The following is a 25174-nucleotide window of genomic DNA, read 5'->3' as shown; positions in this document are numbered from 1 at the left end:
CGGTCCGGTCCGCAGGATGGCCCGATTTAGAACGATCCAAATGCCGGAGCCGCCTTCCATGCCCGCCCCCGCCCTCCGCGGCCGCGTGACGCTGACCGACATCGCCGACGCCTGCGACCTGTCGCGGGCGACGGTGTCGCTGGTGCTGCGGGGCAGCCCGCTGGTGAACTCGCAGACGCGTGCGCGGGTGGAGGCCGAGATCAAGCGCCAGGGTTACGTGTACCACCGCGGCGCGGCGAACCTGCGGCGCAAGGTTTCGTCCACCGTGGCGCTGGTGATCAACGACCTGTCCAACCCCTTCTTCGCGGAATTCGCCGCGGGCGTGGACGAAGCGCTCGGCGCCGCCGGCTACGTCACGCTGCTCGGCAGCACCGGCGAATCGAGCGAGCGCCAGCAGGCGGTGCTCACCTCGCTGCTCGAACACGATCCCGCCGGCATCATCCTCTCGCCCGCCGAAGGAAGCGACGCGGCGCGGCTGCGGCCGCTCCTCGGCGCACGCACGCCGATGCTGGTGTTCAACCGCGCGCTCGGCGACCAGTGGGATTACCTCGCGCTCGACAACGCGCACGGTGCGCGGCTCGCGACCGAACACCTGCTGGCGCAAGGTCATCGACGCATCGCGTTCTTCGGCGGACATGGCGAATCGAGTTCATGCGCCGAACGTCGCAAGGGTTGGCGCGCAGCGCTGACCGAAGCAGGCATCGCGCCGGAACCGCAATGGATCGTCGAATGCGCGCCGACGCGCCTTGAAGCCGCGCGGCAGACCGGCGCGCTGTTCGTGCGCGATCCGGCGCCGACCGCGGCGGTCTGCTACAACGACGCCGTCGCGCTGGGGCTGATCGCCGGGCTTGCCACGCGCGGACGTCGCGCCGGCCACGATTTCGCCGTCACCGGTTTCGACGACATTCCCGAAGCGTCCGTCAGCGCGCCGCCGCTGACGACGATTGCGGTCGATCCACGTGCGCGCGGCCGCCAGGCGGCGGAGCTGATCCTGCAGCGCCTGCGCGACACCTCGACGCCGCCCGCCACCACCATCGCCCCCGTGCGCCTGTTCGTGCGCGCGAGCAGCCAGTTCACCCTGCCCGGAGACGCCGCATGAGCGGTCGACCGCTGTCCAACCGCACCGCCATCGCGGTGCTCACCATGATCTTCTTCACCTGGGGCGCGCTGACCAGCCTCAACGACGTGCTGATCCCGCACCTGAAAGCCGTGTTCGAGATGAACTACGCGCAGACGATGCTGATCCAGTTCACCTTCTTCAGCACGTACCTGCTGATGTCGGTGCCGGCGGGCAAGGTCGTCGCCGTCGCCGGCTACAAGCGCAGCATCGTGATCGGCCTGTGCGTGGCGGGCATCGGTGCGTTGACGTTCTTCCCGGCAGCGAAGATCCCGTCGTATCCGCTGTTCCTGTTCGCGCTGTTCGTGCTCGCCAGCGGCATCACGCTGCTGCAGGTGTCGGCGAACCCGTACATCGCGCTGCTCGGCGATTCGCAGACGGCGTCGAGCCGCCTGACGCTCGCGCAGGCGTTGAACTCCGCCGGCCACACGCTCGCGCCGTTGCTGATCGGGCCGCTGATCCTGTCGGTCACGGTGATCGGCGCGGCGGATCTCGCGCTGATGCCGGAAGCGCAGCAGACGGCGTATCGCGTCGCGCAGGCCGAATCGGTGCAGCTGCCGTACCTGGGCATCGCGGCGGGCTTGTTCCTGCTGGCGGTGTTCGTCGTGCTGTTCCGGCTGCCGGCCTTGACCGAGGCGACCGAGCGCGCGGACCACCAGCGCCACACGTTCGCCGAAGTGCTGCGCCATCGTCACCTGCGCTGGGGCGTGGTGGGCATCTTCGTGTACGTCGGCGCGGAAGTCGCGATCGGCAGCTTCCTCATCAATTACATCAGCGACCCGCGCATCGGCGCGCTGGACGAAGCCACGGCGACGCGCTACGTCGCGTGGTATTGGGGCCTCGCGATGGCGGGACGTTTCGTGGGCTCGTTCCTGTTGCGTCGCATCGAACCGCGCGTGCTGCTCGGCGTTTTCGCCATCGGCGCGATGGTGCTGCTGTCGACGACCATCCTCACCGAAGGCCACGTCGCCGTGTGGAGCGTGGTCGCCATCGGCCTGTTCAATTCGATCATGTTCCCGACGATCTTCACGCTCGGCATCGACGGCCTCGGGCCGATGACCAGCAAGGCGTCGAGCCTGCTGGTGATGGCCATCGTCGGCGGCGCGGTGGTGCCGCTGTTGCAGGGGCTGCTGGCTGACCGCATCGGCGTGCAGCTGGCGTTCGTGCTGCCGCTGGTGTGTTACGCGTTCGTCGCGTGGTACGGGTTCAACGGCGCGCGGCGCACGCACGCGGACGTCGAGGCGGTCCCGGTGACGCAGGCATGAGTGCAGTCGTGGAACGCAAGGCGATCGTGTGCTTCGGCGAGGCGTTGATCGACTTCCTCGCGCTGCCGGCGTTGCCGGGCAAGCCGCGTCATTTCGTCGAGTACGCCGGCGGCGCGCCGGCGAACGTGAGCGCCGCCGTCGCGCGCATGGGCGGCAGCGCGCGCTTCGTCGGCATGCTGGGTGTCGACATGTTCGGCGAGTTCCTGATGTCGCAGCTGCGCGCGTTCGGCGTGGACACGCGATTCACCGTGCACACCGGCGAGGCGCGCACGGCGCTCGCGTTCGTCTCGCTGGACGAGGAAGGCGAACGCAGTTTCAGCTTCTATCGCCCACCGGCGGCGGACCTGCTGTTCCGCGTCGAGCATTTCCGCAGCGAGTGTTTCGCCGATGCGGCCGCGCTGCACGTGTGCTCCAACAGCCTTACCGAAGCGGACATCGCGCAGACCACCGTCGCCGGCATGCAGCTCGCACGCGAGCACGGCGCGCTGGTGAGCATGGACCTCAACCTTCGTCCGTCGTTGTGGCCGGAAGGATTCGACGCGGCACCGCGTTTGTGGGAAGCGCTGGCTGAAGCGGACGTCATCAAGCTGTGCCGCAGCGAAGCGGATTTCCTGATCCGCCGCGCCGGCCATCACGACGCGATGCTGCAACGGCTGTGGCAAGGCCACGCGCGGCTGGTGCTGATCACCGACGGTGGCAAGCCGGTGCGCTGGTACACGCGTGGCGCGCAGGGCGAAGTAGCGACCTTCCGGGTGTCGGCGGTCGACACGACGGCGGCCGGCGATGCGTTCGTGGCCGGGTTGCTACGGCGCCTGGTGGAGCGCGGCGTGGATGCAGCATCGTTCGACGCGTTCGTCGGGGACGCGTCGGCCATTGCGGACGCGCTTCGCCACGCCGCCGCAGCGGGCGCACTGGCCGCGACGAAGCATGGCGCGTTCGCCGCGATGCCGACGCGCGACGACATCGAAACCCTCCTGCGAACCGACTCATGACCACCCTGCACACGACGGAACCGCAGTTCCGCAGCGAAGCATTCCTGCGCGCGCATATCGCCGACACGATGGCGTTCTACCACCCGCGCGCGATCGACGCGCGCGGCGGCTTCTTCCACTATTTCCGCGACGACGGCAGCGTTTATGACGCGTCGCATCGCCACCTGGTGAGCAGCACGCGCTTCGTTTTCAACTATGCGATGGCGGCACGCGAGTTCGGCTACGCGGAATACCTCGATGCCGCGCGCCACGGGCTGCGTTATCTGCGCGAGGTCCATCGCGACGCGGCAAGCGGCGGCTACGCGTGGACGATCCGCGATGGCGCTCCGGAAGACCGCACGAACCACTGCTACGGTGTGGCGTTCGTGCTGCTCGCGTACGCGACGGCGCTGAAGGCGGGCATCGAGGACGTCCGCGCGTGGATCGATGAAACCTGGGATCTGCTCGAGCTGCGCTTCTGGGACGACGAGGCCAGGCTGTATCGCGACGAAGCGGATGCGCAGTGGAACTTCTCCGCCTATCGCGGCCAGAACGCGAACATGCACATGTGCGAGGCAATGCTCTCCGCGTACGAGGCCACGCGCGATGCACGCTTCCTCGACCGTGCCCTCGTGCTCGCGCAACGCATGACGCAGCAGCAGGCGGCGAAGGCCGGCGGTCTGGTGTGGGAGCACTACGACCGCGATTGGAACGTGGACTGGGATTATCACCGCGACGACCCGAAGCACCTGTTCCGCCCGTGGGGCTACCAGCCGGGCCATCAGACCGAATGGGCGAAACTGCTGGTCATCCTCGACGGGCACCTGCGCGAGCGGAACACGCCGGTCGACGGGTTGGTCGACACCGCGCGGCATCTGTTCGACGCCGCGGTGCAGCGCGCGTGGGACGAGGAATTCGGCGGGCTCTGCTACGGCTTCGGCCTCGCGCCGGAGTTCGCCGTGTGCGACGACGACAAGTACTTCTGGGTGCAGGCCGAATCGCTCGCGGCCGCGGCGCGACTCGCCGACGCCACGGGCCAGGTGCGCTACTGGGACTGGTACGAGCGCCTGTGGGCGTATTCGTGGCGGCATTTCGTCGATCACGAGCATGGCGCGTGGTATCGCATCCTCGATCGGCGCAACCGCAAGTACAGCGACGAGAAGAGTCCTGCCGGCAAGACCGATTACCACACCATGGGCGCGTGTTACGACGTCCTGGCCGTCCTTCGTCACCGCGGAGCACCCTGATGCGATTGCACGCTGCGTTGTTGTCCCTGCTGCTGGTTCCGGCGGCCGCCGTCGCCGCCGACCCGAAGACGTCCGAGGCGCCCGCGACCGCGGAGTTCAGCGACAAGCGCGCCGCGCGCAGCGCCCAGGAAGTGAAGGCGCAGTTCCTGCACGCGTGGCGCGGTTATCGCGAGTATGCGTGGGGGCACGACGGCCTCAAGCCGCTCAGCAACATGCCGCACGACTGGTACGGCGAGCCGCTGCTGATGACGCCGGTCGACGCGCTCGACACGATGATCCTGATGGGCCTGGAGGAGGAAGCGGCCGAAGCGCGCGAGCTGATCGCGACGAAGCTGTCGTTCGATCGCGACCTCGACGTGAAGCATTTCGAGATCGTGATCCGCCTGCTCGGCGGCCTGCTGTCGAGTTACCAGCTCACCGGCGACCAGCGCCTGCTCGACCTGGCGGAGGATCTGGGCACGCGCCTGCTGCCCGCATTCGATTCGCCCACCGGCCTGCCGTACGTCTACGTCAACCTGCGTACCGGCAAGGCGCACGGCAACGAGAGCAATCCGGCCGAAGCCGGCACGCTGCTGCTGGAATACGGCACGCTGAGCAAGCTCACCGGCAACCCGGTGTTCTACGAGAAGGCCAAGCGTGCGCTGGTGGAAACCTACAAGCGACGTTCGAAGATCGGCCTGGTCGGCGAGCGCTTCGACGTGACCACCGGCGAATGGACCAACACGCGCAGCCACGTCGGCGCGCGCATCGACTCGTACTACGAGTACCTGTGGAAGTGCTGGGCGCTGTTCGGCGACGAGGATTGCCATGCGATGTGGAAGGAAAGCATCGCCGCGGCCAACCGCTATTACCCCGAGGACGTCGACGGCGCGCTGTGGGTCGGCCACGTCGACATGCACAGCGGCGAACGCGTCGCGAGCCGCTACGGTGCGCTCGATGCGTTCTGGCCCGGACTGCTCGCGCTGACGGGCGACGTGGCGCCGGCGCGCCGGCTGCAGGATTCGTCGTTCGCGATGTGGCGCAAGTGGGGCATCGAGCCGGAGGCGTACGACTACCGCAAGGGTGAAGTGACCTCGCCGGGCTATCCGCTGCGGCCGGAGATCATCGAATCGGCGTGGTACCTGCACCGCCTTACCGGCGACGCGAAGTACCGCGCGATGGGTCGCGAGATGTTCGACGATTTCGTGCGTTACACGCGTACGAACTCCGGCTTCGCGACGCTGGACAGCGTGATCACGAAGGAGCAGGAGGACGACATGGAAAGCTTCGTGCTCGCCGAGACTTTCAAATATTTCTACCTTCTGTTCGCGCCGCCGCAGACGCTGGACCCGGCGAAGGTGGTCCTCACGACCGAAGCGCATCCGCTACGGCGGACGTGGAAGTAAGGCGAGCGGTCCGACTGACGCGGCCTTAGCAAGCCCGGGCGTAGGCTCCTTGCGCATCCGCCGCGCAAGGAGCGTCGCCATGACCACGCAGACCGTCGCCAGGCGACTGGTGGAGTTGTGCAGGGCGGGCCAGTTCGAACAGGCGCAGCAGGAACTGTTCGACGAGGACGCCGTCAGCATCGAGCCCGAGGCGGTGCCCGACGGCATCCTCTCCGACGAGACGGGACTGCCGGCGATACGCGCGAAGGGTCGGCGCTTCTGGGGCGGCGTGGAGGCGTTCCATTCCGTGCGCTGCACCGAGCCGGTCATCGCGGGCAACTGGTTTTCGATCGCCTTGAACGTGGAAGCCACGTTCAGGAGCATCGGTCGCATCACCATCCGCGAGCTGTGCGTGTATCGCGTGGAGGACGGGAAGATCGTCCGCGAGCAGTTCTTCTACGACGAGTACGAACCCTGAGGGTGAGGGTCCCCGCTCGCCGCACTGCTGACAGCACGCTGTCAGCGGCGGGCCGTAGGCTGTCGCTTTCCCAAGGCAAGGAATGGCAGCGATGGATACCCGGCAGATTGCGCAGCGGCTGGTGGAACTGTGCCGCGAAGGCAAGTACGACCAGGCGCAGCAGGAGCTGTACGCGAGCGACGCGGTCAGCATCGAAGGCGACGGCCAGAAGGCCGAAGCGGTGACGCGCGGTTTCGATGCGATCCGCACCAAGAGCAAGGAGTGGGCCGACAACCTCGTCGAGATCCACGGCGGCAGCGTGGGCGAGCCGATCGTCGCCGGCAACTGGTTCAGCGTCGTCATGGGCCTGGACGCGACCTACAAGGACATGGGCCGCGTGGCGATGAACGAGATCTGCGTGTACCAGGTGCGCGACGGGAAGATCGCGCACGAGCAGTTCTTCTACGACATGGGCGGGGCGTAAGGCGCCCGTCGCAATCGCTGAAGTCTGGACGCGCGGCGAAGCGGGACGCGGAGGCATCGCCGCATCGCTCCTCCTTTCACCCCAACCCCTCTCCCCGTGGGAGAGGGGCTCGAAGGCAGAGGGGCGGTGAACGCGCAAAGAAAAAGCCCCGCCGAAGCGGGGCCTTCTCGATGGAGCGACCAAACCGCGCGTCAGTCGATATCGAGGAACGAACGCAGCTGCTCCGAACGGCTCGGGTGACGCAGCTTGCGCAGGGCCTTCGCTTCGATCTGGCGGATGCGCTCGCGCGTGACGTCGAACTGCTTGCCGACCTCTTCCAGCGTGTGGTCGGTATTCATGTCGATGCCGAAGCGCATGCGCAGCACCTTGGCTTCGCGCGGCGTGAGGCCGGCGAGGACGTCGCGCACGGTCTCGGTCAGGTTGATGTTGGTGGTCGCCTCGACCGGGGACTCGATGTTCGTGTCCTCGATGAAATCGCCCAGATGGGAATCCTCGTCGTCGCCGATCGGGGTTTCCATCGAGATCGGTTCCTTGGCGATCTTCATGACCTTCCGGATCTTGTCCTCCGGCATGTCCATTTCCTTCGCCAGCTCTTCCGGAGTCGCTTCGCGGCCGTACTGTTGCAGCATCTGGCGGCTGATGCGGTTAAGCTTGTTGATCGTCTCGATCATGTGCACCGGGATACGGATGGTGCGCGCCTGGTCGGCGATCGAACGCGTGATGGCCTGGCGGATCCACCACGTGGCGTAGGTCGAGAACTTGAAGCCGCGGCGGAACTCGAACTTGTCCACGGCCTTCATCAGGCCGATGTTGCCTTCCTGGATCAGGTCGAGGAACTGCAGGCCGCGGTTGGTGTACTTCTTGGCGATGGAGATCACCAGGCGCAGGTTCGCCTCGACCATCTCCTTCTTCGCCTTGCGCGCCTTGGCTTCGCCATAGGCCATCTGGCGGGAGATGTCCTTGATGTCGGCCAGCGTCAGGTAGGACGACTTCTCGATCTCCATCGTCGCCTGCTGCTCGGCGATGATCTGGTCCTTCACTTCGCGCAGGCCCGACGACCACTTCTGCTTGCGCTTGAGCAGCTCGTCGACCCACTCCAGGTTGGTCTGGTTGCCTTCCCAGGCGCGGATGAAGTCCTTGCGCGGCATCTTGGCGACGCGCGTGGACAAATCGAGGATGCGACGCTCGTGGTCCTTGATGCCGTTGACCACTTCGCGCAGGTTGCGCACCAGCACGTCGGTCAGCGGCAGCGGCAGCTTGAAGGTGACGAACACCGCGGCCATGTCCTCGCGCAGCTTCAGCACCGACTTGTGCGCGGCGCCGTGCTTGGCGTGGGCCTTGAGGAACTTCTGGTAGTGGTCGGCCAGGGCTTCCATGCGCGAGGCGACTTCGACCGGATCCGGGCCGCTGACGACCTCCTCGGTCTCGCCCTCGGCGACTTCTTCCTCGTCCTCGTCGGACTCGGCGTCGCCGTCGCTGGCTTCGGCCACCACGGGCGCCGGCGGTTCCGGCACGTCGTCGAGATGGTCGTTGAAGCCGACGATGATCTCGGCCAGGCGCTTCTTGCCGGCCTTGTGCTGTTCGTAGTCCTCGAGGATGGAGGCGATGGTCGCGGGGAACACGCCCAGCGATGCCTGCACCTGGCCGAGGCCTTCCTCGATGCGCTTGGCGATGGCGATTTCGCCTTCGCGGGTAAGCAGTTCGACCGTGCCCATCTCGCGCATGTACATGCGCACCGGGTCGGTCGTGCGGCCGCCTTCGCCGTCCAGCGCGGTGAGCGCGGCGGCGGCTTCTTCGGCGGCGGTATCGTCGACTTCACGGTTACCCGTGCCGCCGTCGGCGAGCAACAGCGTTTCGGCATCGGGGGCCACTTCGTGGACCTCGATACCCATGCCGTTGATCATGCCGATGATGTCTTCGATCTGCTCGGCGTCGACGAGGTCGTCGGGCAGGTGGTCGTTGACCTCGGCATAGGTCAGGTAGCCCTGCTCCAGGCCCTTGCTGATCAACTGCTTGATATCGGAGGAGGGGGGCTGACGTTCGTTGGCCATGTGCTGCGCCACCGCGCTAATGGGAAGGGATGGGAACGTTCCAGTATATCAGGCCGGACCGGTCGGGTTGGCCATCAGGACCGCAGGAGGAAGGTGACCGGGCCGTCGTTGACCAGGCTGATCACCATATGGGCACCGAACCGACCCGTTTCCACCCCCCCGGCGTGCTTTTGCCTGCAGATCCCGACCAGTCTGCTGAACAGCGGTTCAGCCACTTCCGGCGCCGCGGCCGTGCTGAAGCCCGGGCGCATGCCGCTTCGGGTGTCCGCGGCCAGGGTGAACTGGCTGACCAGCAGCAATCCGCCGCCGGTCTGGGCCAGGCCCAGGTTCATTCGGCCTCCCTCGTCGGCGAATACACGGTATCCGAGCAGCCGGTCGGCCATCCGGGCGATCTGGACCTCGCCGTCGCCGGGTTCGACGCCCACCAGCGCGAGCAGTCCCGGTCCGATCGCCCCCACGACTTTGTCTTCCACCCGGACGCTGGCTTCGGTCACGCGCTGGATCAGGGCGAGCATGGGGCTCCACGGGCGATCGGATGGAGCGCCGATGCTGTCGGCCCGGGCGCGAGGGGTCAACCGGAGCCGACGACGCGGCCGTTAGACTGAATGGATGAACCGCCTCGCCGCACGCCTGCTGTATTTCGTCGCCGCACTCATCGGCCGCCTGCCCTGGCCGGTGCTGCTGCGCCTGGGCGATGCGCTCGCGGCGTGGTGGCGCTGGCGGGACGTGCGCGAAAGCCGCGTCGCGCGGATCAACCTCGAACTCGCCTACCCCGACCTGCTCCCTGCGCAACGCACGACGCTGCACGCGGCGATCCTGCGCACCACCGCGCGGCAGGTGCTGGAAACCATCCGCCTGTGGACCCGCCCGCACGCCGAGAACCTGCAGCTGCTGCGCGAGCAGCACGGCACCGCGCTGATGGACGAGGCCATCGCGGCCGGTCGCGGCGTGATCATCGCCGCGCCGCATCACGGCAACTGGGAACTGCTGAACCAGTGGCTCGCGTGGCGCACGCCGCTGGCGATCCTCTATCGCCCGCCGGAGTCGGAGGTCGTCGAGCACTTCCTCAACCTCGTGCGCGCCGACCACGAACAACCGGGCGACGGAGCCCACGCCCAGCAGGAGCGCGTCACCCAGGTGCGCGCCGAAGGCCCGGCGATCCGCCAGTTGTTCAAGCGCCTCAACGATGGCGGCGTCGTCGGCATCCTGCCCGACCAGCAGCCCAAGGCCGGCGATGGCGAATTCGCGCCGTTCTTCGGCGTGCAGGCGCTGACGATGACGTTGCTCGGCCGCCTTGCCTCGCGCACCGGCGCGACGGTGCTGTTCGCGTGGTGCGAACGCATCGACACGCACGCCGAACGTCCCGGCTTCGCGCTGCACCTGCAGGCGGCGCCAGCGGCGATGTCCGATCCCGATCCGAAGGTCGCCGTCGCCGCGCTCAATGCCGCGGTCGAGGCCATCGCCCGGCGCGATCCCGCGCAATACCAGTGGACCTACAAACGCTATACCCTCAGGCCGCCGGGTTCGGGGGAAGAGAACCCGTACTGGAACCGGTGACGGCGCGCGCCGTCGCGAACGCCGACAGGAAGCACACCATGGCCGATCACGACGAAGCCGCCGCGGCGGCCGCACCGCCCGCCGACTGGCACCGACTGCCCGACCGCGCGCGGCTGCCGAGCATGCTCACGCCGATGCTGCCGTTCGCCATCCCCGGGATGGCCGGCGGCTTCGTGCTCGCCGGCGTGTTCGGGCTGTGGTTCGCCCCGCCGGTACTGGCGCTGGTCGGGCTGGCGATCGGCGCATGGGTCGGCCTGAAGCACCACCGCAACACCTTCTGGCGCCTGGACGCGGACGGGCTGGCCGTGCGCCGCGGGCGCCTGTGGCAACGCGAAACCCGCGTCCCGGCCACGCGCGTGCAGCACCTGGACCTCAAGCGCGGGCCGCTCCAGCGCCAGCGCCGGCTCGCGACGCTGATCGTCCACACCGCCGGCACGCGGCACAGCGCCGTCACCGTGCCGCACCTGGACGTCGACGACGCCGAGCGCCTGCGCGACCTGCTCGCCCGTCCCGTCGAGGCGAACGACGCCGATGACGACGCCTGACGCCGGCGCGCCACGGCCCGACGCCGCGCCTGACGCGACGGTCGCGGCCGAGCGCCGCCTGCATCCGATGTCGTGGCTGTTCGTGCTGCTCCAGCAGCTCAAGCAGTTCGTGCTGCCGCTGATCGTGCTGCTGGTGTTCGGCCGTGGCGATCGCAACGAGCTGTGGCCGCTCATCGGCGTCGGCGTGCTGGTCGTGCTCTCGCTATGGCAGTACTTCACCTATCGCTATGGCGTCGCGGGCGATCGGCTGGTGATCCGCAGCGGCCTGTTCGAACGCAGCCTGCGCGTGATTCCGTTCGCGCGCATCCACAACGTCGCGCTGCAGCAGTCGGCGCTGCACCGCGTGTTCGGCGTGGCCGAAGTCCGGCTGGAGTCGGCCGGCGGCAGCAAGCCCGAAGCGCAGATGCGCGTGCTCAAGCTCGACGACGCGCTCGCGCTGGAAGCGCTGGTACGCCATCGCGGCGCGACGCCGACGACGGCCGCGGGCGAGCCGGAAGCGACCACGCTGCTCGCGCTGTCCTTCGGCGAAGTCGTGCGATTGGGGCTCGTGTCGAATCGCGGCCTGGTCGTGGTGGCGGCGGCGTTCGCGGCCATCGTGCAGATCAGCCAGCGCGCGGTGCTCGACACGTTCCGTTCGATCGGCAAATGGTTGTTCGGTTTCGTCGGCGAACACCACTTCGGCGTGCTGCAGTACGTGGTTTCCGCGCTGGCGCTGGTGCTGTTCGCCATCGTCGTGCTGCGCGGATTCTCGATCCTGCTCGCGCTGCTGCAGTACCACGGCTTCCGGCTGAGCGAGATCGGCCGGCGCCTGACGGTCGAACGCGGGCTGCTCGCACGCTGGCGTACCAGCGCTTCATGGCGGCGCATCCAGGCGTGGACGCTGCGCGAAGGCACGCTGCATCGGCTGCTGAAGCGTCGCAGCCTCGACGTCGACACCGCCGTCGCCGAGGAACACCAGCAGCAACGCGCCCTGCGCGAACTGGCGCCGATCGCCACGCCGGCCGCGTGCGACGCGCTGATCGAGCACCTGCTGCCGCGTGCGGGCTGGTCGCGACTGGACTGGCGCGCCCTCCCCGCCTCGAACTGGTGGCGGCTGGTGGTGCCGGCGGTGCCCGTGGTGGCGGCCATCGCGGTAGGCGCGAGCTGGCGTTTCGGCGCGTGGGGCCTGCTGGTGCTGGCCTGGCTGCCGTGGGCGGCGTTCGTCGCGCACCGCCGCGCGCAGCGCATGGCGTATGCCGCCAACGCCGAGGTGATCGCCGTGCGCGAAGGCTGGTGGACACGCCACTGGCGTTTTGCCGAACTGGACAAGTTGCAGGCGCTGCAGCTCACGCGTTCGCCGCTGGATCGTCGCTGCGGCACGGCGACGCTGCACCTGGACACCGCCGGAAGCAGCGCGTTGTCGCCGCCGCTGCGCGTGCGCTTCCTGCCGCACGACGAAGCGCTGGCGCTCTACGCCTCGCTGTCGCGCACGCTCGCGCGGCGGCCGTTGCGCTGGTGATCGACGCGCAGGATCAGCCCGGCAGCAGTTCCCGCATCGCCTTCCACGAACGCCAGAAGCGGCGCCACGGTTTTGCGTGTCGGCGGCGCGGCGGGCGCAGGGTTCCGTCGATCAGCGATTCCACCGCGTCGAGCACGCGATCGGACGCGTGCCCGTCGCGCATCGGATGCAGCGAATCGGCGTAGACGTTCGCCAGTTCGCGCCGCGCGCCGGGCGATGCGAGTGCCGCACGCAACGCGTCGTCGATGCCGTCCGGTCCCGCGACGTCATGCATGAACGGCTGTGGCTTGCGGTGGCGCACCGTCACCACCGGCTTGCCGACCAGCGCCATTTCCTCTGCCACCGACGTCGTGTCGCACACCAGCGCGTCGGCAGCGTGGAGCATGTCGATCAGGCGCTCGGCTTCCAGATACACCGCGTTCGGGCCGGCGAGTCGGCGGTAGCGCGCGATGCGTTCCGGTGGCGACATCGGATGCAGCGTCAGCAGCCAGTAATGGTCCCCGCGCGCGACGAGGCGTGCGATCTCGTCGAAGCACTCGCCCGAACAGCTGAGGGGATCGTTGAACGTCGAGGCGAACATCACGACGGGACGATGGCCAGCCTGGGCCCGCAGCGCGCGCGCTGCGTCGGATGGCCCACCGAACAACGCATCGAGCTTCGGCCAGCCGGTTTCGACCACGACGAAATCGCCATGCTCGCGCGCCTGCGCCTGCATGGGGCCGGTCGTCGCGGGCCCGTGCGTGCAGTACAGATCGAACAGGCCCTGCACGCGATGGTGCCCCTGCGCGGGATCGCGCTTATGCAGGTTCAGGCCGTGGAACAGCTGCACCTGCCAACCCGGAAAGAACGGCGGAATCCGATGCACCGTCGCGAACACGGCCTGCGGCGCGAACGCTTTCAGCGCGCGACGGCTCCGCAGCCGATGCTCGTCGGGGGCCAGGCGCGCGGCCATCGCGTCGTTGGCGACCCACGCGACCTGGTGTCCACGCGCGAGCGCCTGTCGCGCGAGCGGACGCAGGATCGGCAGCGAATACGGCTCGGACGCGATCAACACCAAGCGATGCGCCATCGCTCAGCCCAGGCCCCAGTAGCCCATGCGCTGGCGGATCTGCAACGCGCGCAGGCGCGCCGCGAGCGGTTTCGCCCTCAGGCGGCCCAACTCGCCGGCCAGCAGCGCGTCCGTCGCGGCGATCACGCGCGTGGACGAACGCCCATCGCGATACGGATGGATCGCGTCGGCATACGCGGCAAGCGCGCGCTTCAGTGCGTCGTCCGGCGCGAACGCGCGCGCGAGCATCTGCGGCAACTGCGCGGGATCGTCGAAGTCGATCATGTGCGGCTTGGGCGCGCGGTTGCGGAAGGTCACCACCGGCTTGCGCTGCACGACGAATTCCGACACCACCGACGTCGTGTCGGCAAGCAGCACGTCGGCGGCGCGCTGCGCGGTGACGAGCTGCTCGGTCTCGAAGAACACGGCGTTCGGCCCCGCGAGCGCGCGATAGCGCTCAAACAGTTCGGGCGCGCACTTCGGGTGCAGCGTCAGCAGCCAGTAGCGGTCGCCACGCGCGACTTCGGCCGCGATGCCGTCGAACAGGTGCGGCGCGGCGCTCAGGCGCTCGGTGAAGGTGGAGGCGAACATCACCACCGGCCGGTCGCCGGCCGGCGCGCGCATCGCCGCGGCTGCGCCGCCGTCGTCGCGAAACAGCGGATCGAGCTTGGGCCAGCCGGTTTCGACGACGGCGAAATGCCCGGCCTGCGTGGCCAGTTCGCGGAACGGCGCGGTGGTCGCCGGACCCTGCGTGCAATACAGGTCGAACAAGCCGCGCACGCGGAAATGACCGCGTTCGTCGGAGCGCTTTTCCACGTTGAAGCCATGGAACAGCTGCACCTTCGCGCCCGACACGAACGTCGGCACCCAGTTGGCCGCACTGAACACCGCGCGCGGCTTCAACGCGACCGCGTCGCGCAGACCGACCGGCCGCACCGGCTCGGGCAGCCGTGCGCCGCTTGCGCCATCGACGAACCACGCGTGCACGCCGTGGCCCGCGGCGGCGAGCGCTTCGGCCAACGGTTGCAGGATCGGCAGCGCGTAGCGCTCGGTGGCGAACAGCAGGTAATCGGCCATCAAGGGTCCGTCGGCGGGAATCGAGGCGGCGTCGGCGCCGCTAGGGGATTATCGCGTCGGCCGCGTCCAGCGGGCCACTTTGGCGCTGCAATCCCGGCAGTTCGTCGAACACCGCCTGCAGGCGCACGCGGAAGGCGCGGTCGTTCTCGAGGAACCGCGCCCGCGCGTGCTCGCCGAGGAGCACACAGGCGGCCTCATCCATCGATAGCGCGTGCGTCACCGCCGCTTCCACGGCCTCGACGGAAACCAGGTGGCGGACGTCCAGGCCGAGGCGTTCGCCCGGGCTGCACGGCAGCAGCAGCCCGCATCCGGGCGCGACCAGTTCGTTCATCGGCGCCGCATCGGTGGTGATCACCACCGCGCCGGCGCTCATCGCCTCGGCGATGTAGTGGCCGTAGCCCTCCACTTCGGACGGGCACAGGTGGAAGCGGTGCGCGTTCTGCAGGCGGCGCAGCTCCGCGTCGTCGAGATGACCGACACGATGGTCGATGTTGGCGGCGACGACGCGATGGCGGGCCTTTCGGGCGCACTGGACGACGGTGAGTCGCGGCCATTCGGGATGCCGGCGCCATGCCTCCAGCACGACCCGTGTGCCCTTGGCCGAACTGCGCCCGGCGAGATGGAAGAACGCGCGCTCGCGCGGGACGGCGGAATCGAGCCGATCCTCGCTGGTGAAACCGGTGTAGGTCGTGGCGCAACCCAGGCGCTGGAAGATCTCCACCGCATGGCGCGACTTGCACAGCACGCGCTCGAAGCGAGGCAGCAACGCCGTCCACGACGGCCGGAACCATTCCGGGTTCGGCATCAGCAGGTTGCTGCGCGCCGAGGCCAGCGTGGGCTCGTAGATGCGTTCGACCGACAGTTGCGCATCGACGGCGCCCCAAAGGCGCGCCGCCATGCGTATCCGCCATTGCGCGATGCGGTTTCCAAGGCGACCGCTGCCCAACCCGACCGGGGCCACGTCGTGGCCATGGCGCAGGACATCGGCAATCAGACGCAGGTCGCGACTCAGGCCAGCGCCGTTGTCGCGGGTGATCACGCGCAGCTTCCCCAAGCTCGCCCCCCGGCTTGCTCCCCGGGCGATACGCCGCCACGCCCGGGATCCTTCCCCAGGGCCATTCTGCGTGGAACGCGCCGGCTTGCAAGCGCCACGCGGAGCCCGGGATGCGGAACGTGAAGGCGCTCACGACTTGTGGCGAACGGTTGGCGGCTGCACGATGACGCCACTCCCGCCCGGAACGCCCGCCATCAACGCTTCGCCCGCCCCACCGGCGCTGTCGGCCTGCATCATCGCGTTCAACGAAGCCGACCGCATCGCCGACTGCATCGCCTCGCTCGCCTTCTGCGACGAGGTGGTCGTCGTCGATTCGCATTCCACCGACGACACGGCCCGCATCGCCGCGGAGCTCGGCGCGCGCGTGATCCAGCGCCCGTTCGACGGCTTCCGCAGCCAGAAGCAGTTCGCCATAGAACAGGCCGCGCACGACTGGGTGCTGTGCCTGGACGCCGACGAGCGCGTGGGCGACGCGCTGCGCACCGCGATCGAAGCCGAACGCGCGCGCGGTTTCGACGGCGCGGCGGGGTACCGGTTCGCGCGGCTGAGCGAATATTTCGGCAAGTTCCTGCGCCACGGCAACGCGTACCCGGACCGCGTGCTGCGGCTGTTCGACCGGCGCCGTGGCGGCTGGCGCGGCAAGCGCGAAGTGCACGAAGCGGCGAGCGTCGACGGTCCGGTGCGCACGCTGCCGGGCGACCTGATCCATTACCCGTACCGCTCGCTGCAGGCGCAGCTACAGAAAACGCAACGCTACGCGCGCATGATGGCCGAGCACGACTTCGCGCGCGGCAAGCGCGCGACGCTGGGCAAGCTGGTGCTGTCGCCGGCGTGGCGCTTCTGGCGCGGCTACCTGTTCCGCGGCGGCTTCCTCGACGGCTGGCACGGCCTGGTCTACGCCTACGTCCGCGCGAACTACGTGCGGCAGAAAACCATCATGTTGTGGCTGTTGCAGAACGGCGCAGCGATTGAAAGCGCGAAAATGTCGGCCCCCACCGATGCGGGAAACGACTGACATCCGCATGTCGCCACGAGATAGTACCGGCGCTTGCCTCGGCCCCCATCCGGCCCTCCGCCTCATTCTTCTCCGCTAGCGCGCCGTCAAGGCGCGTCTGACGCGGATTCCGGGCGCGGTACCAGCGAGCACTTAATGGCGCTCGCGATGCACTCGGACTCAGACAGAAAACCCTCCGCCTCGTCGGGAATCGGCGATACCGCGGTCGCGCTCGGGCGGTGGTCCGCGGTTGGCACGCTTCTGGTTGCGCCAATCAACAAGCCGGCGACGAGCATATTGGTTGGACTGTGCCTCTTCTTCTCGATCGTGGGCACCGACGCAACGGAACGATGGCGCTGGGCTTCGCGCCAATCCGTTGTCAGGGGATTTCTGGCGTGGGGGGCGGTTCTGATCGCCAGTTCACTTCGAGCTTCCGATCCCCTTGCGTGGGCCAACTCATTCACGTTGGTCTGCAGCTATCCATTGATCGTGGCATCGGTGCTGCAGGACACGCGCTGGGCGCGGCGCGCGCTCATGGCGTTCGGGCTCGCGATGTTGTTCACGACGCTGGTGTCGTACGGCATGGAGTGTGGGCTCGTCCCGCAGCGTTCGATCGTGTCTATTGCGCCGAACATGCGAAACACCGTCTTCAAGGAATACACGCAGCAAGGCCTTGCGACGCTCATCCTCGGATGCATGGCCCTGTCGGCGTCCGTAACGACCCCCTCGAGGCGCCAACGATGGCTGCTATGGATGGTGGGCCTTCTGGCGGCTATCAACGTTGCGATCGTTCTGGGAAGCCGCACGGCGCACATCGCGCTCATCCCGCTCGTGGCGTACTGGGCGTGGCGGCTCTCGGCCCAACATCGGCTGGTTGTGCGATCGTCGCTGATTGCCGCCTCTCTAGTGCTGCTGATGTCGCTGGCGCTCCTGTCGCCCGTGGTACAGCAACGCGTCGTGAGCTCGCTTCCGGATGAGGCCACCCCTTACATCCAGAGCGAATCGCCCACGGCGGCAGGGATTCGCATGCAGTTGTGGCGCCGGACGATCGAACTCGTCGCTGAAGCGCCGGTACTGGGACACGGTCTGGATCAATGGCGACCTGCCTATCGGCGCTTGATGAACTCGCACGGCGATGATGCAGCCTTCCTGGCTGGGCATCCGCATCAGGAAATGTTGTTGATCCTGGCCGAACAGGGCGGCGCTGGCCTTGTCATCTATCTCGCCCTGCTGCTGGCTCTGGTGAAGCGGATCCGCAACCTGGAGCCACCTTGGCGCGACTTCTACCTGTGCGTCGCCGGGATTTACATCAGCGCAGGGCTAGCGAACTGCCTCTGGGGCGACTTCACGCACCGACACACGTTCGTCCTGCTGGCCGCATGCCTGCCCGCGGCGATGCAAGCGCGGCCCCGGACCAGGGGACTCGCGTGAGCGCGACAGTGGCCGACCAGGTAACGGTCGTGAGTGTCACATACAAGAGCGCGCGCCTGGCAGAACGCATGGCGGCGACGTTGTCCCCGTTCAAGCACGTGGTGCTCGTGGAGAACGGAAGCCTTGATCGCTGTCCGGAACGGATGCGGGAACTGCTGCCGCACGCCACCATCATCGAGCGTCGCCATAACGGCGGATTCGGCAAGGCATCTAATGAGGGGGCCGCGGTCGCAACGACGCCCTTCGTACTGCTGTTGAACCCGGATTGCCACGTCGACGAGAAGGCCGTCGCAACCCTGGTGGAAGCGCTTCACCGCTGTCCTTCGGCGGGCATCGTGGCCCCGCAGAGCTGGACCGGGGCCGGAGAGCCTCAGATGTCGTACCGGCATGCCTTCTTCGAGCACATGCCCCGGTCGTCGTATCGTGTGCCCGACGCAATCTGCTCCGCAAAGTGGCTGCACGGCTGTTGCCTGCTGATACGCGCGGATGCGTTTCGTGAAATCGGAGGGTTCGACGAGCGATTCTTCCTCTATTACGAGGACGATGACCTCTGCCTTCGGATGCGGCTGGCAGGATTCGAATGCCTGCTCGAACCCGCCGCCCATGCGGTACATGCCGGCGGCGGGTCCTCCGGGACCAGCATGCGCGTCGCGTTCATCAAGGCGTACCACTACGCGCGCTCTCGACACCTCGCCATCCGGAAATATCAGGGCTATCCGGCGGCCTTGCGCTACCGGGTAAAGACGCTACTGGGCGCGTTCACTGCAGTGCCCCTCTACGCGCTCCTGCTGCAGCGCAATTACGTGATCCGTTGGCTCGGCTGGGGATCTGCGGCTTTCGTGTGCTTCTGGCGCGAGCCGCGTCCCGCTCCCTAACTATTCCGCGCACGGCGGGCCGTGCTCGCCACGAACGACTGGGTTTCCGGTGCCGCCGCTAGCAGCGACGGTACGCTCGCGCGTCAAGCGCACACGCCCTAGGCGTGACTGCCGCCTCACCCATTAATCCAGTCCCCCAGCAATCCGCACGGGGCGCGCGCGGCGCCGGCCACCTGAATGGCCTCAAGGCTCCCTCTCCCTGTATCCCGGTCGACCTCCAACCTGCCGGCGATACACGTCGGGAGAGCCGAAATGGCAGGACCCGAATTCAGCTCTTGGCGGCATGACTGACTTGTTTTGTCCACCGTTAGTACGCAACCTGTTGAGACTTTTTCTACTCGACAGACTGCATGCCCGGTCCGACGTCACCCTCGGTCTCCGTCGTCATCTCCACCTACAACTGGCCGCAGGCGCTGGAGCTTGCGCTGGAAGCGCTTGCGCGCCAGACGATGCTGCCGCATGAAGTGATCGTGGCCGACGACGGCTCGCGGGACGACACGCGCGCGATGCTCGAGCGACTTGCGCGCGACTACCCCGTGCCGCTACGGCACAGCTGGATCGAGGACAAAGGCTTTCGCCTGGCGCTGGCGCGCAATCGCGCCATCGCCGCGACGACGGGCGACTACGTGCTGATCCTCGACGGCGACATGCTCCCGCATCCGAAGTTCGTCGAGGACCAGGTGCGCGCCGCCGAACGCGGCAGCTTCGTGCAGGGCATGCGCGTGCTCACCGACGAGACCGGTCGCGACCGCCTGCTGTCGCGCGAGGTGCGGCAACTGGGCTTCTTCGATCGCGGACTGACGCGTCGCCGGCACACGCTGCGCATTCCCGCGCTGGCGGCGCTGTCGTTGCGTGTGACGCGCAACCAGAAGACCAGCTCGATCAAAGGCTGCAGCCAGGCCTGGTGGCGCGACGATCTGGTCGCGCTGAACGGTTTCGACGAGCGTTACGAAGGGTGGGGCCGCGAAGACAAGGACCTGGCGGTGCGCGCGTTCCACCACGGCCTGATGCGGCGGATGCTGCGGTTCGGCGGGCTGGCCACGCACCTTTACCACCGCGAGCGGCACGAAGACGGCGCGAGCCCGAACGATCCGCTGCTCGCCGACACGAAGGCGACCAAACGCGTGCGCAGCCCGCTGGGGCTGGATCGTCACCTGGAGGAATTCGCGCGCGAGCCGTTGCCGGATCTGCGCGAGAGCGTGCGGAGGTAGTTTTTTGCCTTCACCGTTGCCGTTGCCGTTGCCGTTGTAGCCCGGGTAAGCGAAGCGCACCCGGGAACCCGTAACGCCAAAGCCCCGGGTGCGCTTCGCTTACCCGGGCTGCAGAGCGAAGCGTTAGCGGTTCACCGGCAGCCCGCCGCCGCATCGCCCGGCACCAGGGTCCATCCGCGCCGGTTCGCGTTGCCCAGATGCTGCGTGCGCGCCGCGTCGATGCACGATGCCAACGCGACGTCCTGCACCAGTAGCCAGCGCGTCGCCGGCGCCTCACGCTGCCAGCGCAGGCCGCGCTGCATCTGTTCGTCGAAATCGACCTTGAAGCCGAATTCGGCGACGCGGCGATCGGCCATCAGCAGGTTCTGTTCGCGCCACGCGACCAGGCCGAGTTCGGCGTCGGGGCCGATGCGTCGGCCTACTTCGGTCATCAGCCCGCGCGCGGACGAGGAATCGTTGAGCAGCGGCGCGAGCATCAGGCCGAAGGCGACCCACAGGCCTGAGAGCAGCGCGATCATCCCCGCGAACGGGCGGCGCGGTCCTGCCCACAGCAGGCACAGCACGCCCCATACGCCGACCGCCGTGATGCACATCGCCAGCGCGGTCGATTCGGCTTCCAGGCTGCGCTCTTCGACGAAGCGCCGCTCGAACCCCGGGTCGCCGAACCACATCGCAAGCCCGCCCAGCAGCATCGCGAGCGCGAACACCGCGGTGAACCCGAACGCGGTGCGGCGCACGCCCGGCTTGCGCATCAGCCCCGGCAGCAGTGGGCCGAGCGCCAGCGCCATCATCGGCAGCGCCGGCAGGATGTACATGTCGCGTTTGCCGGCCGGAATGCTGAAGAACACGATCACGAGCAGCCACCACACGAGCGGCAGCAGGTAACGCGGATCGCGACGGCGCAGGCGTCGACGCCACGCGGGGATCGCCCACGGCAGCGCGAGCACCGTCGGCAGCCACATCGTCGCCATCACTTCGAGGAAGTACCAGACCGGCTGGCCGTGGTCCCACGACGCGCCGTAACGCTTGGCGGTCTGCCGCACGAGGATGTCATCGACGTAGGCGCGATATTCCGGCCCTGCGTTGCCGATCGCGGCGATCAGCATCGGCACCAGCCACACGCACGCGGCGAGCACGAACGCGAGCGGTCCGAGCCAGAAGCGCGCATCGCGCACGTGCACTTTCACGTTCCAGCCGCGCAGCGACGCGACGCCCGCCGGCACCAGCATCAGCAACGCGAGAAAGCCGACGCCCTTGCTGATGACGCCCAGTGCGGCCGCGGCCCAGCCGAGCATCCACATCGGCCAGTTCGGCCCCTGGTTACGTGCGGTCTGCAGCACATGGCGCAACAGGCCGTAATTGCCGAGCGTGATCCAGAACACCACCAGGGGATCGATCTGCGCCTTCTTCGCCTGCCAGGTGAACTGCAGCGCGAACAGCAGCGCATAGCCGGCGTACACGCCGACGCGGCGCGTCCACAGACGCGTGCCCAGATCGACCACGCACCACAGCGTGCCCAGCGCGGCGAGCAGCGACGGCAGCAGGAACGCGACGCGCCAGTTGCCGAAGATCGTGTACGCGATCGCCTGCAGCCACATGAAGACCGGCGGCTTGTCCGAATACAACTCGTGGCCGCGATGCGGGAACAGCCAGTCGCCGCTTTCGATCATCTGCCTGGCGACGAGGGTGAAGCGCGGCTCGTCGGCCGGCCACGGATCGCGCAAGCCGAGCCCCGCTCCCAGCACGAGCAGGGCGATGATCCAGAACAGCCAGGTGTCGCGGGAGCGGGCGGTGGTCGGCAGCATCCGCGGATGATATCCGCCGGATGTTGTCGGAACGTCGGAATGCCCGCGGCGGCCCGCGGCCATGCGCTTACGCGGAACGCTTGCGCAGTCGCGCGTAGTAGAAGCCGTCGTAGCCGTGTTCGCCCGGCAGGCGCTGTCGACCGGCACCGGCGGGACGGCCGAAGCGCCCGTCGAGCGGCTCGGCGACGGCATCCGGCGTACGCGAAAGGAACGCTTCGACCTGCGCTTCGTTCTCGGCTTTCAGGATCGAACACGTCGCGTACAACAGCACGCCGCCGGGTGCGACGGTGGTCCACAGCGCATCGAGCAGGCGCGTCTGCGTGGCGATGAGCGCGTCGAGGTCGGACGCGCGGCGGTGCTGCAGCACGTCGGGCTGGCGACGCACGATGCCGGTCGCCGAACACGGCGCGTCGAGCAGCACCGCATCGAACGGCACGCCGTCCCACCACGCCTTCGTGTCGGCTGCATCGACCGCGGCGAGCTGGATGCTGCCGCCGAGCTTCAGTCGCGACAGGTTTTCGCGCACGCGCACCAGCCGCTGCGCATCGATGTCGATGGCCGAAAGGCGCAGGGTCGCGTCGCGTTCGAGCAGATGCGCGGCCTTGCCGCCGGGCGCGACGCAGGCGTCGAGCACGCGCGCGCCGCTCGCGGGCGACATCGCATCGATCACCAGCTGCGCGGAGGCGTCCTGCACGGAGACGTCGCCATCGGCGAAGCCCGGCAAGGCGGCGACCGCGACGGGCGGTTCCAGACGCAAGGCGTCCGCCGCGTTTTCGTCGAGATCGGCCGCGATGCCTGCGTCGCGCAGGCGTTGCAGGTAATCGGCCGGCGTCGTGCGACGGCGGTTCACGCGCAGCCACATCGGCGGCTCGGACACGCTGGCGTCGAGGATCGCGGTTTCATCCTGCGGCCAGTCGGCGGCGATGCGCTCGCGAAGCCATGCCGGCCAATGCGCATGCGCGTCGCCGGCGGGAACGCCTTCGCGTTGCGCGCGACGCAGCAGCGCGTTCACCAGTCCGGCCTGGTGCGTGCGTCCGATCGCACGCGCCGCATCGACCGTGGACGCGAGCGCCGCGTGCGCCGGCAACTTCAGCGGATCGAGCTGCGCGAGGCCGACGAACAGCAGCGCCTTGAGCTCGCCATCGCGATAACCCAGCGGCTTGCTCATCCAGGCCGACAGCGCGGATTCGAAACGGGCCGGCTGGCGCAGCACGGCGAAGCAGATCGCTTCCACCAGCGCGCGATCGCGCGGATCGGCCAGTGTCGGCAGCGCCTGCGACAGCTCGGCCTTGAGCGAGCGGCCGCGATGCAGCACCGCATCGAGCACGCGCGTGGCGACGACGCGCGTCTGTACGCCGGGCGGCTGCTTGGCGGAATGCGGTTTCATGCTCAGCGCACCAGATCGCGTCGGCCGTTGAGGTAATCGGCGGCGGTGATCGCCTTGCCGCCGTCGCGCTGGAGCACGCGGATGCGCAGCGCTCCGACGCCGCAGGCGACGTCGAGGCCTTCGCGCGAAGCGCGCAGCAGCGTGCCGGGCGGCGCGTCGTGCGCTTCGTCCAGCGCGATGGCGCCATGCAGGCGCAGGCGTTCGCCGGCGACGTTCGCTTCGGCCATCGGCCACGGATTGAACGCACGCACCTTGTTCGCCAGTGCGTGCGCGGGCTGCGACCAGTCCAGGCGCGCATCGTGCTTGTCGAGCTTGTGCGCGTAGGTGACGCCCTCGATCGGCTGCGGCTGCGGCACCGGGTGGATGTCCGCGCGCAACAGGCCCAGGCCGTCGCTCAGCACCTGCGCACCGAGCGCGGACAGCCGGTCATGCAGCTGGCCGCCCGTTTCGTTCTCGCCGATATCGAGCGCCTGCGACAGCAGCACCGGGCCGGTGTCCAAGCCCTTCTCCATCTGCATCAGGCACACGCCGCTGCGCGTATCGCCGGCTTCGATCGCGCGCTGGATCGGCGCGGCGCCACGCCAGCGCGGCAGCAGCGAGGCGTGCACGTTCCAGCAGCCGTAGGTGGGAATGTCGAGCACCGACTGCGGCAGGATCAGGCCGTAAGCGACGACGATCATCAGGTCCGGCTGCAGCGCGCGCAGCGCTTCTTTCGATACGGCGGACTTGAAGTTCTCCGGCTGCATCACCGGGATCCCGCGCAGCAACGCCTCGCGCTTCACCGGCGAGGGCGTGAGTTCGCGACCGCGGCCCGCCGGGCGATCGGGCTGCGTGTAGACGGCGACGACTTCCCCCTTCTGCGCGGCGGCGCGCAGGCAGGGCACGGCGAAGTCGGGGGTTCCGGCGAAGACGAGTCTCATGGTCGCGGTGCGGTGTTCTTGGAAGTGGCGCGTTGAAAACGACGAACGCGGGTCGCCCCGCGTTCGTGTCGTGCATGGCGCCGGCGCTGGGCCGGCGCGCGGGTTCGTCAGGCGGCGGCCTGGCGGCGCTGCTTGGCGAGCTTCTTGCGCACCATCTCGCGCTTGAGAGGCGAGAGGTAATCGACGAAGAGCTTCCCGGCGAGGTGGTCCATCTCGTGCTGGATGCACACGGCCAGCAGGCCGTCGACGTCCAGCTCGCATTCCTTCGCGGTGCGGTCGAGGTACTTCACGGTGATGCGGTCGGCGCGGGTGACGTCGGCGAAGATGCCGGGCACCGACAGGCAGCCTTCCTGGTACACCTGCTCGCCATCGCGCGCGACGATCTCCGGATTGATGAAGACCATCGGCTGGTTCTTCTCCTCGCTCACGTCGATGACCATGAAACGCTGGTGCACGTCGACCTGGCTGGCGGCCAGCCCGATGCCGGGCGCTTCGTACATCGTCTCGAACATGTCGTCGATCAGCGACTGGAACTGCGCATCGGCGATGCGCGCGGGATCCACCGGCGTCGCGACGGTACGCAGGCGGGGATCGGGGAATTCGAGGATGGGAAGCAGGGCCATGGCGTCGAAATGGGGGCGTGTGTCACAACCGCAAGAAGTAGCGTGATTGTAACCCCGTTATGGGGGTCCCACGCTTGCAACCGTGCGGTTCTTCTGGGCTATAGTGCCGCGGTGCCCCGCCTTCATGGTGTGTATTTGGGGACGCTGCCGGGGGCAGCGGGGCCGCACAGTATGTTCAGGGGCGGTAAGGGGA

23 protein-coding genes are annotated in these 25174 nt (G+C 68.2%); 14 read left to right on the top strand and 9 right to left on the bottom strand.

Features of this window, described 5'->3' with window-relative positions; all coding sequences use genetic code 11:
• Nucleotides 1-58 precede the first annotated feature (58 nt).
• From LA521A_RS01815 to LA521A_RS01785, 7 genes are all read left to right on the top strand, one after another.
• Nucleotides 59-1099, top strand: coding sequence for a LacI family DNA-binding transcriptional regulator (locus LA521A_RS01815; protein ID WP_281780685.1), 1041 nt, complete (start codon nt 59-61; stop codon nt 1097-1099).
• On the top strand, nt 1096-2382 hold the full coding sequence (locus LA521A_RS01810) for a sugar MFS transporter (protein WP_281780684.1): 1287 nt from the start codon (nt 1096-1098) through the stop codon (nt 2380-2382). The genes LA521A_RS01815 and LA521A_RS01810 overlap by 4 nt, the downstream gene beginning before the upstream one ends.
• Nucleotides 2379-3374 (top strand): carbohydrate kinase family protein, encoded by a 996-nt coding sequence (locus LA521A_RS01805; RefSeq protein WP_281780683.1) that lies wholly within the window; start codon nt 2379-2381, stop codon nt 3372-3374. The genes LA521A_RS01810 and LA521A_RS01805 overlap by 4 nt, the downstream gene beginning before the upstream one ends.
• On the top strand, nt 3371-4600 hold the full coding sequence (locus LA521A_RS01800) for an AGE family epimerase/isomerase (RefSeq protein WP_281780682.1): 1230 nt from the start codon (nt 3371-3373) through the stop codon (nt 4598-4600). The genes LA521A_RS01805 and LA521A_RS01800 overlap by 4 nt, the downstream gene beginning before the upstream one ends.
• Complete coding sequence (locus LA521A_RS01795; RefSeq protein ID WP_281780681.1) at nt 4600-5985, top strand: glycoside hydrolase family 47 protein; 1386 nt, start codon at nt 4600-4602, stop codon at nt 5983-5985. Before LA521A_RS01800 ends, LA521A_RS01795 begins: the two co-directional genes overlap by 1 nt.
• Before the next feature lie 79 nt (nt 5986-6064).
• On the top strand, nt 6065-6442 hold the full coding sequence (locus tag LA521A_RS01790; protein WP_281780680.1) for a nuclear transport factor 2 family protein: 378 nt from the start codon (nt 6065-6067) through the stop codon (nt 6440-6442).
• Between the two features lie 91 nt (nt 6443-6533).
• A complete protein-coding gene (locus LA521A_RS01785) occupies nt 6534-6905 on the top strand; it encodes a SnoaL-like domain-containing protein (protein ID WP_281780679.1) in 372 nt (123 codons plus the stop codon).
• Nucleotides 6906-7096: 191 nt separating this feature from the next.
• Here LA521A_RS01785 and rpoD read toward each other — a convergent pair whose 3' ends face one another.
• Together rpoD and dtd are read right to left on the bottom strand one after the other, a co-directional pair.
• Nucleotides 7097-8956 carry an RNA polymerase sigma factor RpoD gene (gene rpoD / locus LA521A_RS01780; protein WP_281780678.1) on the bottom strand — a complete coding sequence of 620 codons (1860 nt, stop codon included), beginning with the start codon at nt 8954-8956 and terminating at the stop codon, nt 7097-7099.
• Between the two features lie 74 nt (nt 8957-9030).
• On the bottom strand, nt 9031-9471 hold the full coding sequence (dtd, locus tag LA521A_RS01775) for a D-aminoacyl-tRNA deacylase (RefSeq protein WP_281780677.1): 441 nt from the start codon (nt 9469-9471) through the stop codon (nt 9031-9033).
• A gap of 94 nt (nt 9472-9565) precedes the next feature.
• On the opposite strand from dtd, the gene LA521A_RS01770 reads away from it, so the two are divergent.
• From LA521A_RS01770 to LA521A_RS01760, 3 genes are all read left to right on the top strand, one after another.
• Nucleotides 9566-10513 (top strand): lauroyl acyltransferase, encoded by a 948-nt coding sequence (locus tag LA521A_RS01770; RefSeq protein ID WP_281780676.1) that lies wholly within the window; start codon nt 9566-9568, stop codon nt 10511-10513.
• A 38-nt stretch (nt 10514-10551) separates the two neighbouring features.
• Complete coding sequence (locus tag LA521A_RS01765; RefSeq protein WP_281780675.1) at nt 10552-11058, top strand: PH domain-containing protein; 507 nt, start codon at nt 10552-10554, stop codon at nt 11056-11058.
• A gap of 67 nt (nt 11059-11125) precedes the next feature.
• Nucleotides 11126-12556, top strand: coding sequence for a PH domain-containing protein (locus LA521A_RS01760; RefSeq protein WP_281782162.1), 1431 nt, complete (start codon nt 11126-11128; stop codon nt 12554-12556).
• 13 nt (nt 12557-12569) lie between these two features.
• Here LA521A_RS01760 and LA521A_RS01755 read toward each other — a convergent pair whose 3' ends face one another.
• Genes LA521A_RS01755 through LA521A_RS01745 form a run of 3 tightly spaced genes read right to left on the bottom strand, consistent with a single transcriptional unit; the run spans nt 12570 to nt 15720 of the window.
• Nucleotides 12570-13625 (bottom strand): CDP-glycerol glycerophosphotransferase family protein, encoded by a 1056-nt coding sequence (locus LA521A_RS01755; RefSeq protein ID WP_281780674.1) that lies wholly within the window; start codon nt 13623-13625, stop codon nt 12570-12572.
• Between the two features lie 3 nt (nt 13626-13628).
• Entirely contained in the window at nt 13629-14684 is a 1056-nt protein-coding gene (locus tag LA521A_RS01750) for a CDP-glycerol glycerophosphotransferase family protein (RefSeq protein WP_281780673.1), read from the bottom strand.
• Nucleotides 14685-14721: 37 nt separating this feature from the next.
• Nucleotides 14722-15720 (bottom strand): glycosyltransferase, encoded by a 999-nt coding sequence (locus tag LA521A_RS01745; protein WP_281780672.1) that lies wholly within the window; start codon nt 15718-15720, stop codon nt 14722-14724.
• Nucleotides 15721-15898: 178 nt separating this feature from the next.
• On the opposite strand from LA521A_RS01745, the gene LA521A_RS01740 reads away from it, so the two are divergent.
• From LA521A_RS01740 to LA521A_RS01725, 4 genes are all read left to right on the top strand, one after another.
• Nucleotides 15899-16750 carry a glycosyltransferase family 2 protein gene (locus LA521A_RS01740; RefSeq protein ID WP_425494551.1) on the top strand — a complete coding sequence of 284 codons (852 nt, stop codon included), beginning with the start codon at nt 15899-15901 and terminating at the stop codon, nt 16748-16750.
• 135 nt (nt 16751-16885) lie between these two features.
• Entirely contained in the window at nt 16886-18160 is a 1275-nt protein-coding gene (locus LA521A_RS01735) for an O-antigen ligase family protein (protein ID WP_281780671.1), read from the top strand.
• 8 nt (nt 18161-18168) lie between these two features.
• Nucleotides 18169-19035 (top strand): glycosyltransferase family 2 protein, encoded by an 867-nt coding sequence (locus tag LA521A_RS01730; protein WP_281780670.1) that lies wholly within the window; start codon nt 18169-18171, stop codon nt 19033-19035.
• Nucleotides 19036-19385: 350 nt separating this feature from the next.
• A complete protein-coding gene (locus tag LA521A_RS01725; RefSeq protein ID WP_281780669.1) occupies nt 19386-20246 on the top strand; it encodes a glycosyltransferase family 2 protein in 861 nt (286 codons plus the stop codon).
• 131 nt (nt 20247-20377) lie between these two features.
• On the opposite strand, the gene LA521A_RS01720 is transcribed toward LA521A_RS01725, so the two are convergent.
• The 4 genes from LA521A_RS01720 to def all read right to left on the bottom strand — a co-directional run bounded on the left by LA521A_RS01720 (nt 20378) and on the right by def (nt 24981).
• The gene (locus LA521A_RS01720) at nt 20378-22051 is read right to left on the bottom strand and encodes an ArnT family glycosyltransferase (RefSeq protein ID WP_281780668.1); all 1674 of its coding nucleotides are present in this window, start codon (nt 22049-22051) and stop codon (nt 20378-20380) included.
• 67 nt (nt 22052-22118) lie between these two features.
• Complete coding sequence (gene rsmB, locus LA521A_RS01715) at nt 22119-23438, bottom strand: 16S rRNA (cytosine(967)-C(5))-methyltransferase RsmB (protein WP_281780667.1); 1320 nt, start codon at nt 23436-23438, stop codon at nt 22119-22121.
• Between the two features lie 2 nt (nt 23439-23440).
• Nucleotides 23441-24358, bottom strand: coding sequence for a methionyl-tRNA formyltransferase (gene fmt / locus LA521A_RS01710; RefSeq protein ID WP_281780666.1), 918 nt, complete (start codon nt 24356-24358; stop codon nt 23441-23443).
• 107 nt (nt 24359-24465) lie between these two features.
• Nucleotides 24466-24981, bottom strand: a complete 516-nt coding sequence (gene def, locus LA521A_RS01705) for a peptide deformylase (protein WP_157028992.1) — start codon at nt 24979-24981, stop codon at nt 24466-24468.
• Nucleotides 24982-25174 lie beyond the last annotated feature (193 nt).

The organism is Lysobacter auxotrophicus (assembly GCF_027924565.1).
GTDB lineage: Bacteria > Pseudomonadota > Gammaproteobacteria > Xanthomonadales > Xanthomonadaceae > Lysobacter_J > Lysobacter_J auxotrophicus.
Note: the sequence above shows the minus strand (reverse complement) of the source record. Positions and strands in the feature narration are given on the sequence as shown.

Bases quoted from the DNA above. Each gene is read 5' to 3' on its own strand.
- LA521A_RS01815 (WP_281780685.1), top strand. From the start codon at position 59: ATGCCCGCCCCCGCCCTCCGCGGCCGCGTGACGCTGACCGACATCGCC.
- LA521A_RS01810 (WP_281780684.1), top strand. From the start codon at position 1,096: ATGAGCGGTCGACCGCTGTCCAACCGCACCGCCATCGCGGTGCTCACC.
- LA521A_RS01805 (WP_281780683.1), top strand. From the start codon at position 2,379: ATGAGTGCAGTCGTGGAACGCAAGGCGATCGTGTGCTTCGGCGAGGCG.
- LA521A_RS01800 (WP_281780682.1), top strand. From the start codon at position 3,371: ATGACCACCCTGCACACGACGGAACCGCAGTTCCGCAGCGAAGCATTC.
- LA521A_RS01795 (WP_281780681.1), top strand. From the start codon at position 4,600: ATGCGATTGCACGCTGCGTTGTTGTCCCTGCTGCTGGTTCCGGCGGCC.
- LA521A_RS01790 (WP_281780680.1), top strand. From the start codon at position 6,065: ATGACCACGCAGACCGTCGCCAGGCGACTGGTGGAGTTGTGCAGGGCG.
- LA521A_RS01785 (WP_281780679.1), top strand. From the start codon at position 6,534: ATGGATACCCGGCAGATTGCGCAGCGGCTGGTGGAACTGTGCCGCGAA.
- rpoD (WP_281780678.1), bottom strand. From the start codon at position 8,956: ATGGCCAACGAACGTCAGCCCCCCTCCTCCGATATCAAGCAGTTGATC.
- dtd (WP_281780677.1), bottom strand. From the start codon at position 9,471: ATGCTCGCCCTGATCCAGCGCGTGACCGAAGCCAGCGTCCGGGTGGAA.
- LA521A_RS01770 (WP_281780676.1), top strand. From the start codon at position 9,566: ATGAACCGCCTCGCCGCACGCCTGCTGTATTTCGTCGCCGCACTCATC.
- LA521A_RS01765 (WP_281780675.1), top strand. From the start codon at position 10,552: ATGGCCGATCACGACGAAGCCGCCGCGGCGGCCGCACCGCCCGCCGAC.
- LA521A_RS01760 (WP_281782162.1), top strand. From the start codon at position 11,126: ATGTCGTGGCTGTTCGTGCTGCTCCAGCAGCTCAAGCAGTTCGTGCTG.
- LA521A_RS01755 (WP_281780674.1), bottom strand. From the start codon at position 13,625: ATGGCGCATCGCTTGGTGTTGATCGCGTCCGAGCCGTATTCGCTGCCG.
- LA521A_RS01740 (WP_425494551.1), top strand. From the start codon at position 15,899: ATGACGCCACTCCCGCCCGGAACGCCCGCCATCAACGCTTCGCCCGCC.
- LA521A_RS01735 (WP_281780671.1), top strand. From the start codon at position 16,886: ATGGCGCTCGCGATGCACTCGGACTCAGACAGAAAACCCTCCGCCTCG.
- LA521A_RS01725 (WP_281780669.1), top strand. From the start codon at position 19,386: ATGCCCGGTCCGACGTCACCCTCGGTCTCCGTCGTCATCTCCACCTAC.
- LA521A_RS01720 (WP_281780668.1), bottom strand. From the start codon at position 22,051: ATGCTGCCGACCACCGCCCGCTCCCGCGACACCTGGCTGTTCTGGATC.
- rsmB (WP_281780667.1), bottom strand. From the start codon at position 23,438: ATGAAACCGCATTCCGCCAAGCAGCCGCCCGGCGTACAGACGCGCGTC.
- fmt (WP_281780666.1), bottom strand. From the start codon at position 24,358: ATGAGACTCGTCTTCGCCGGAACCCCCGACTTCGCCGTGCCCTGCCTG.
- def (WP_157028992.1), bottom strand. From the start codon at position 24,981: ATGGCCCTGCTTCCCATCCTCGAATTCCCCGATCCCCGCCTGCGTACC.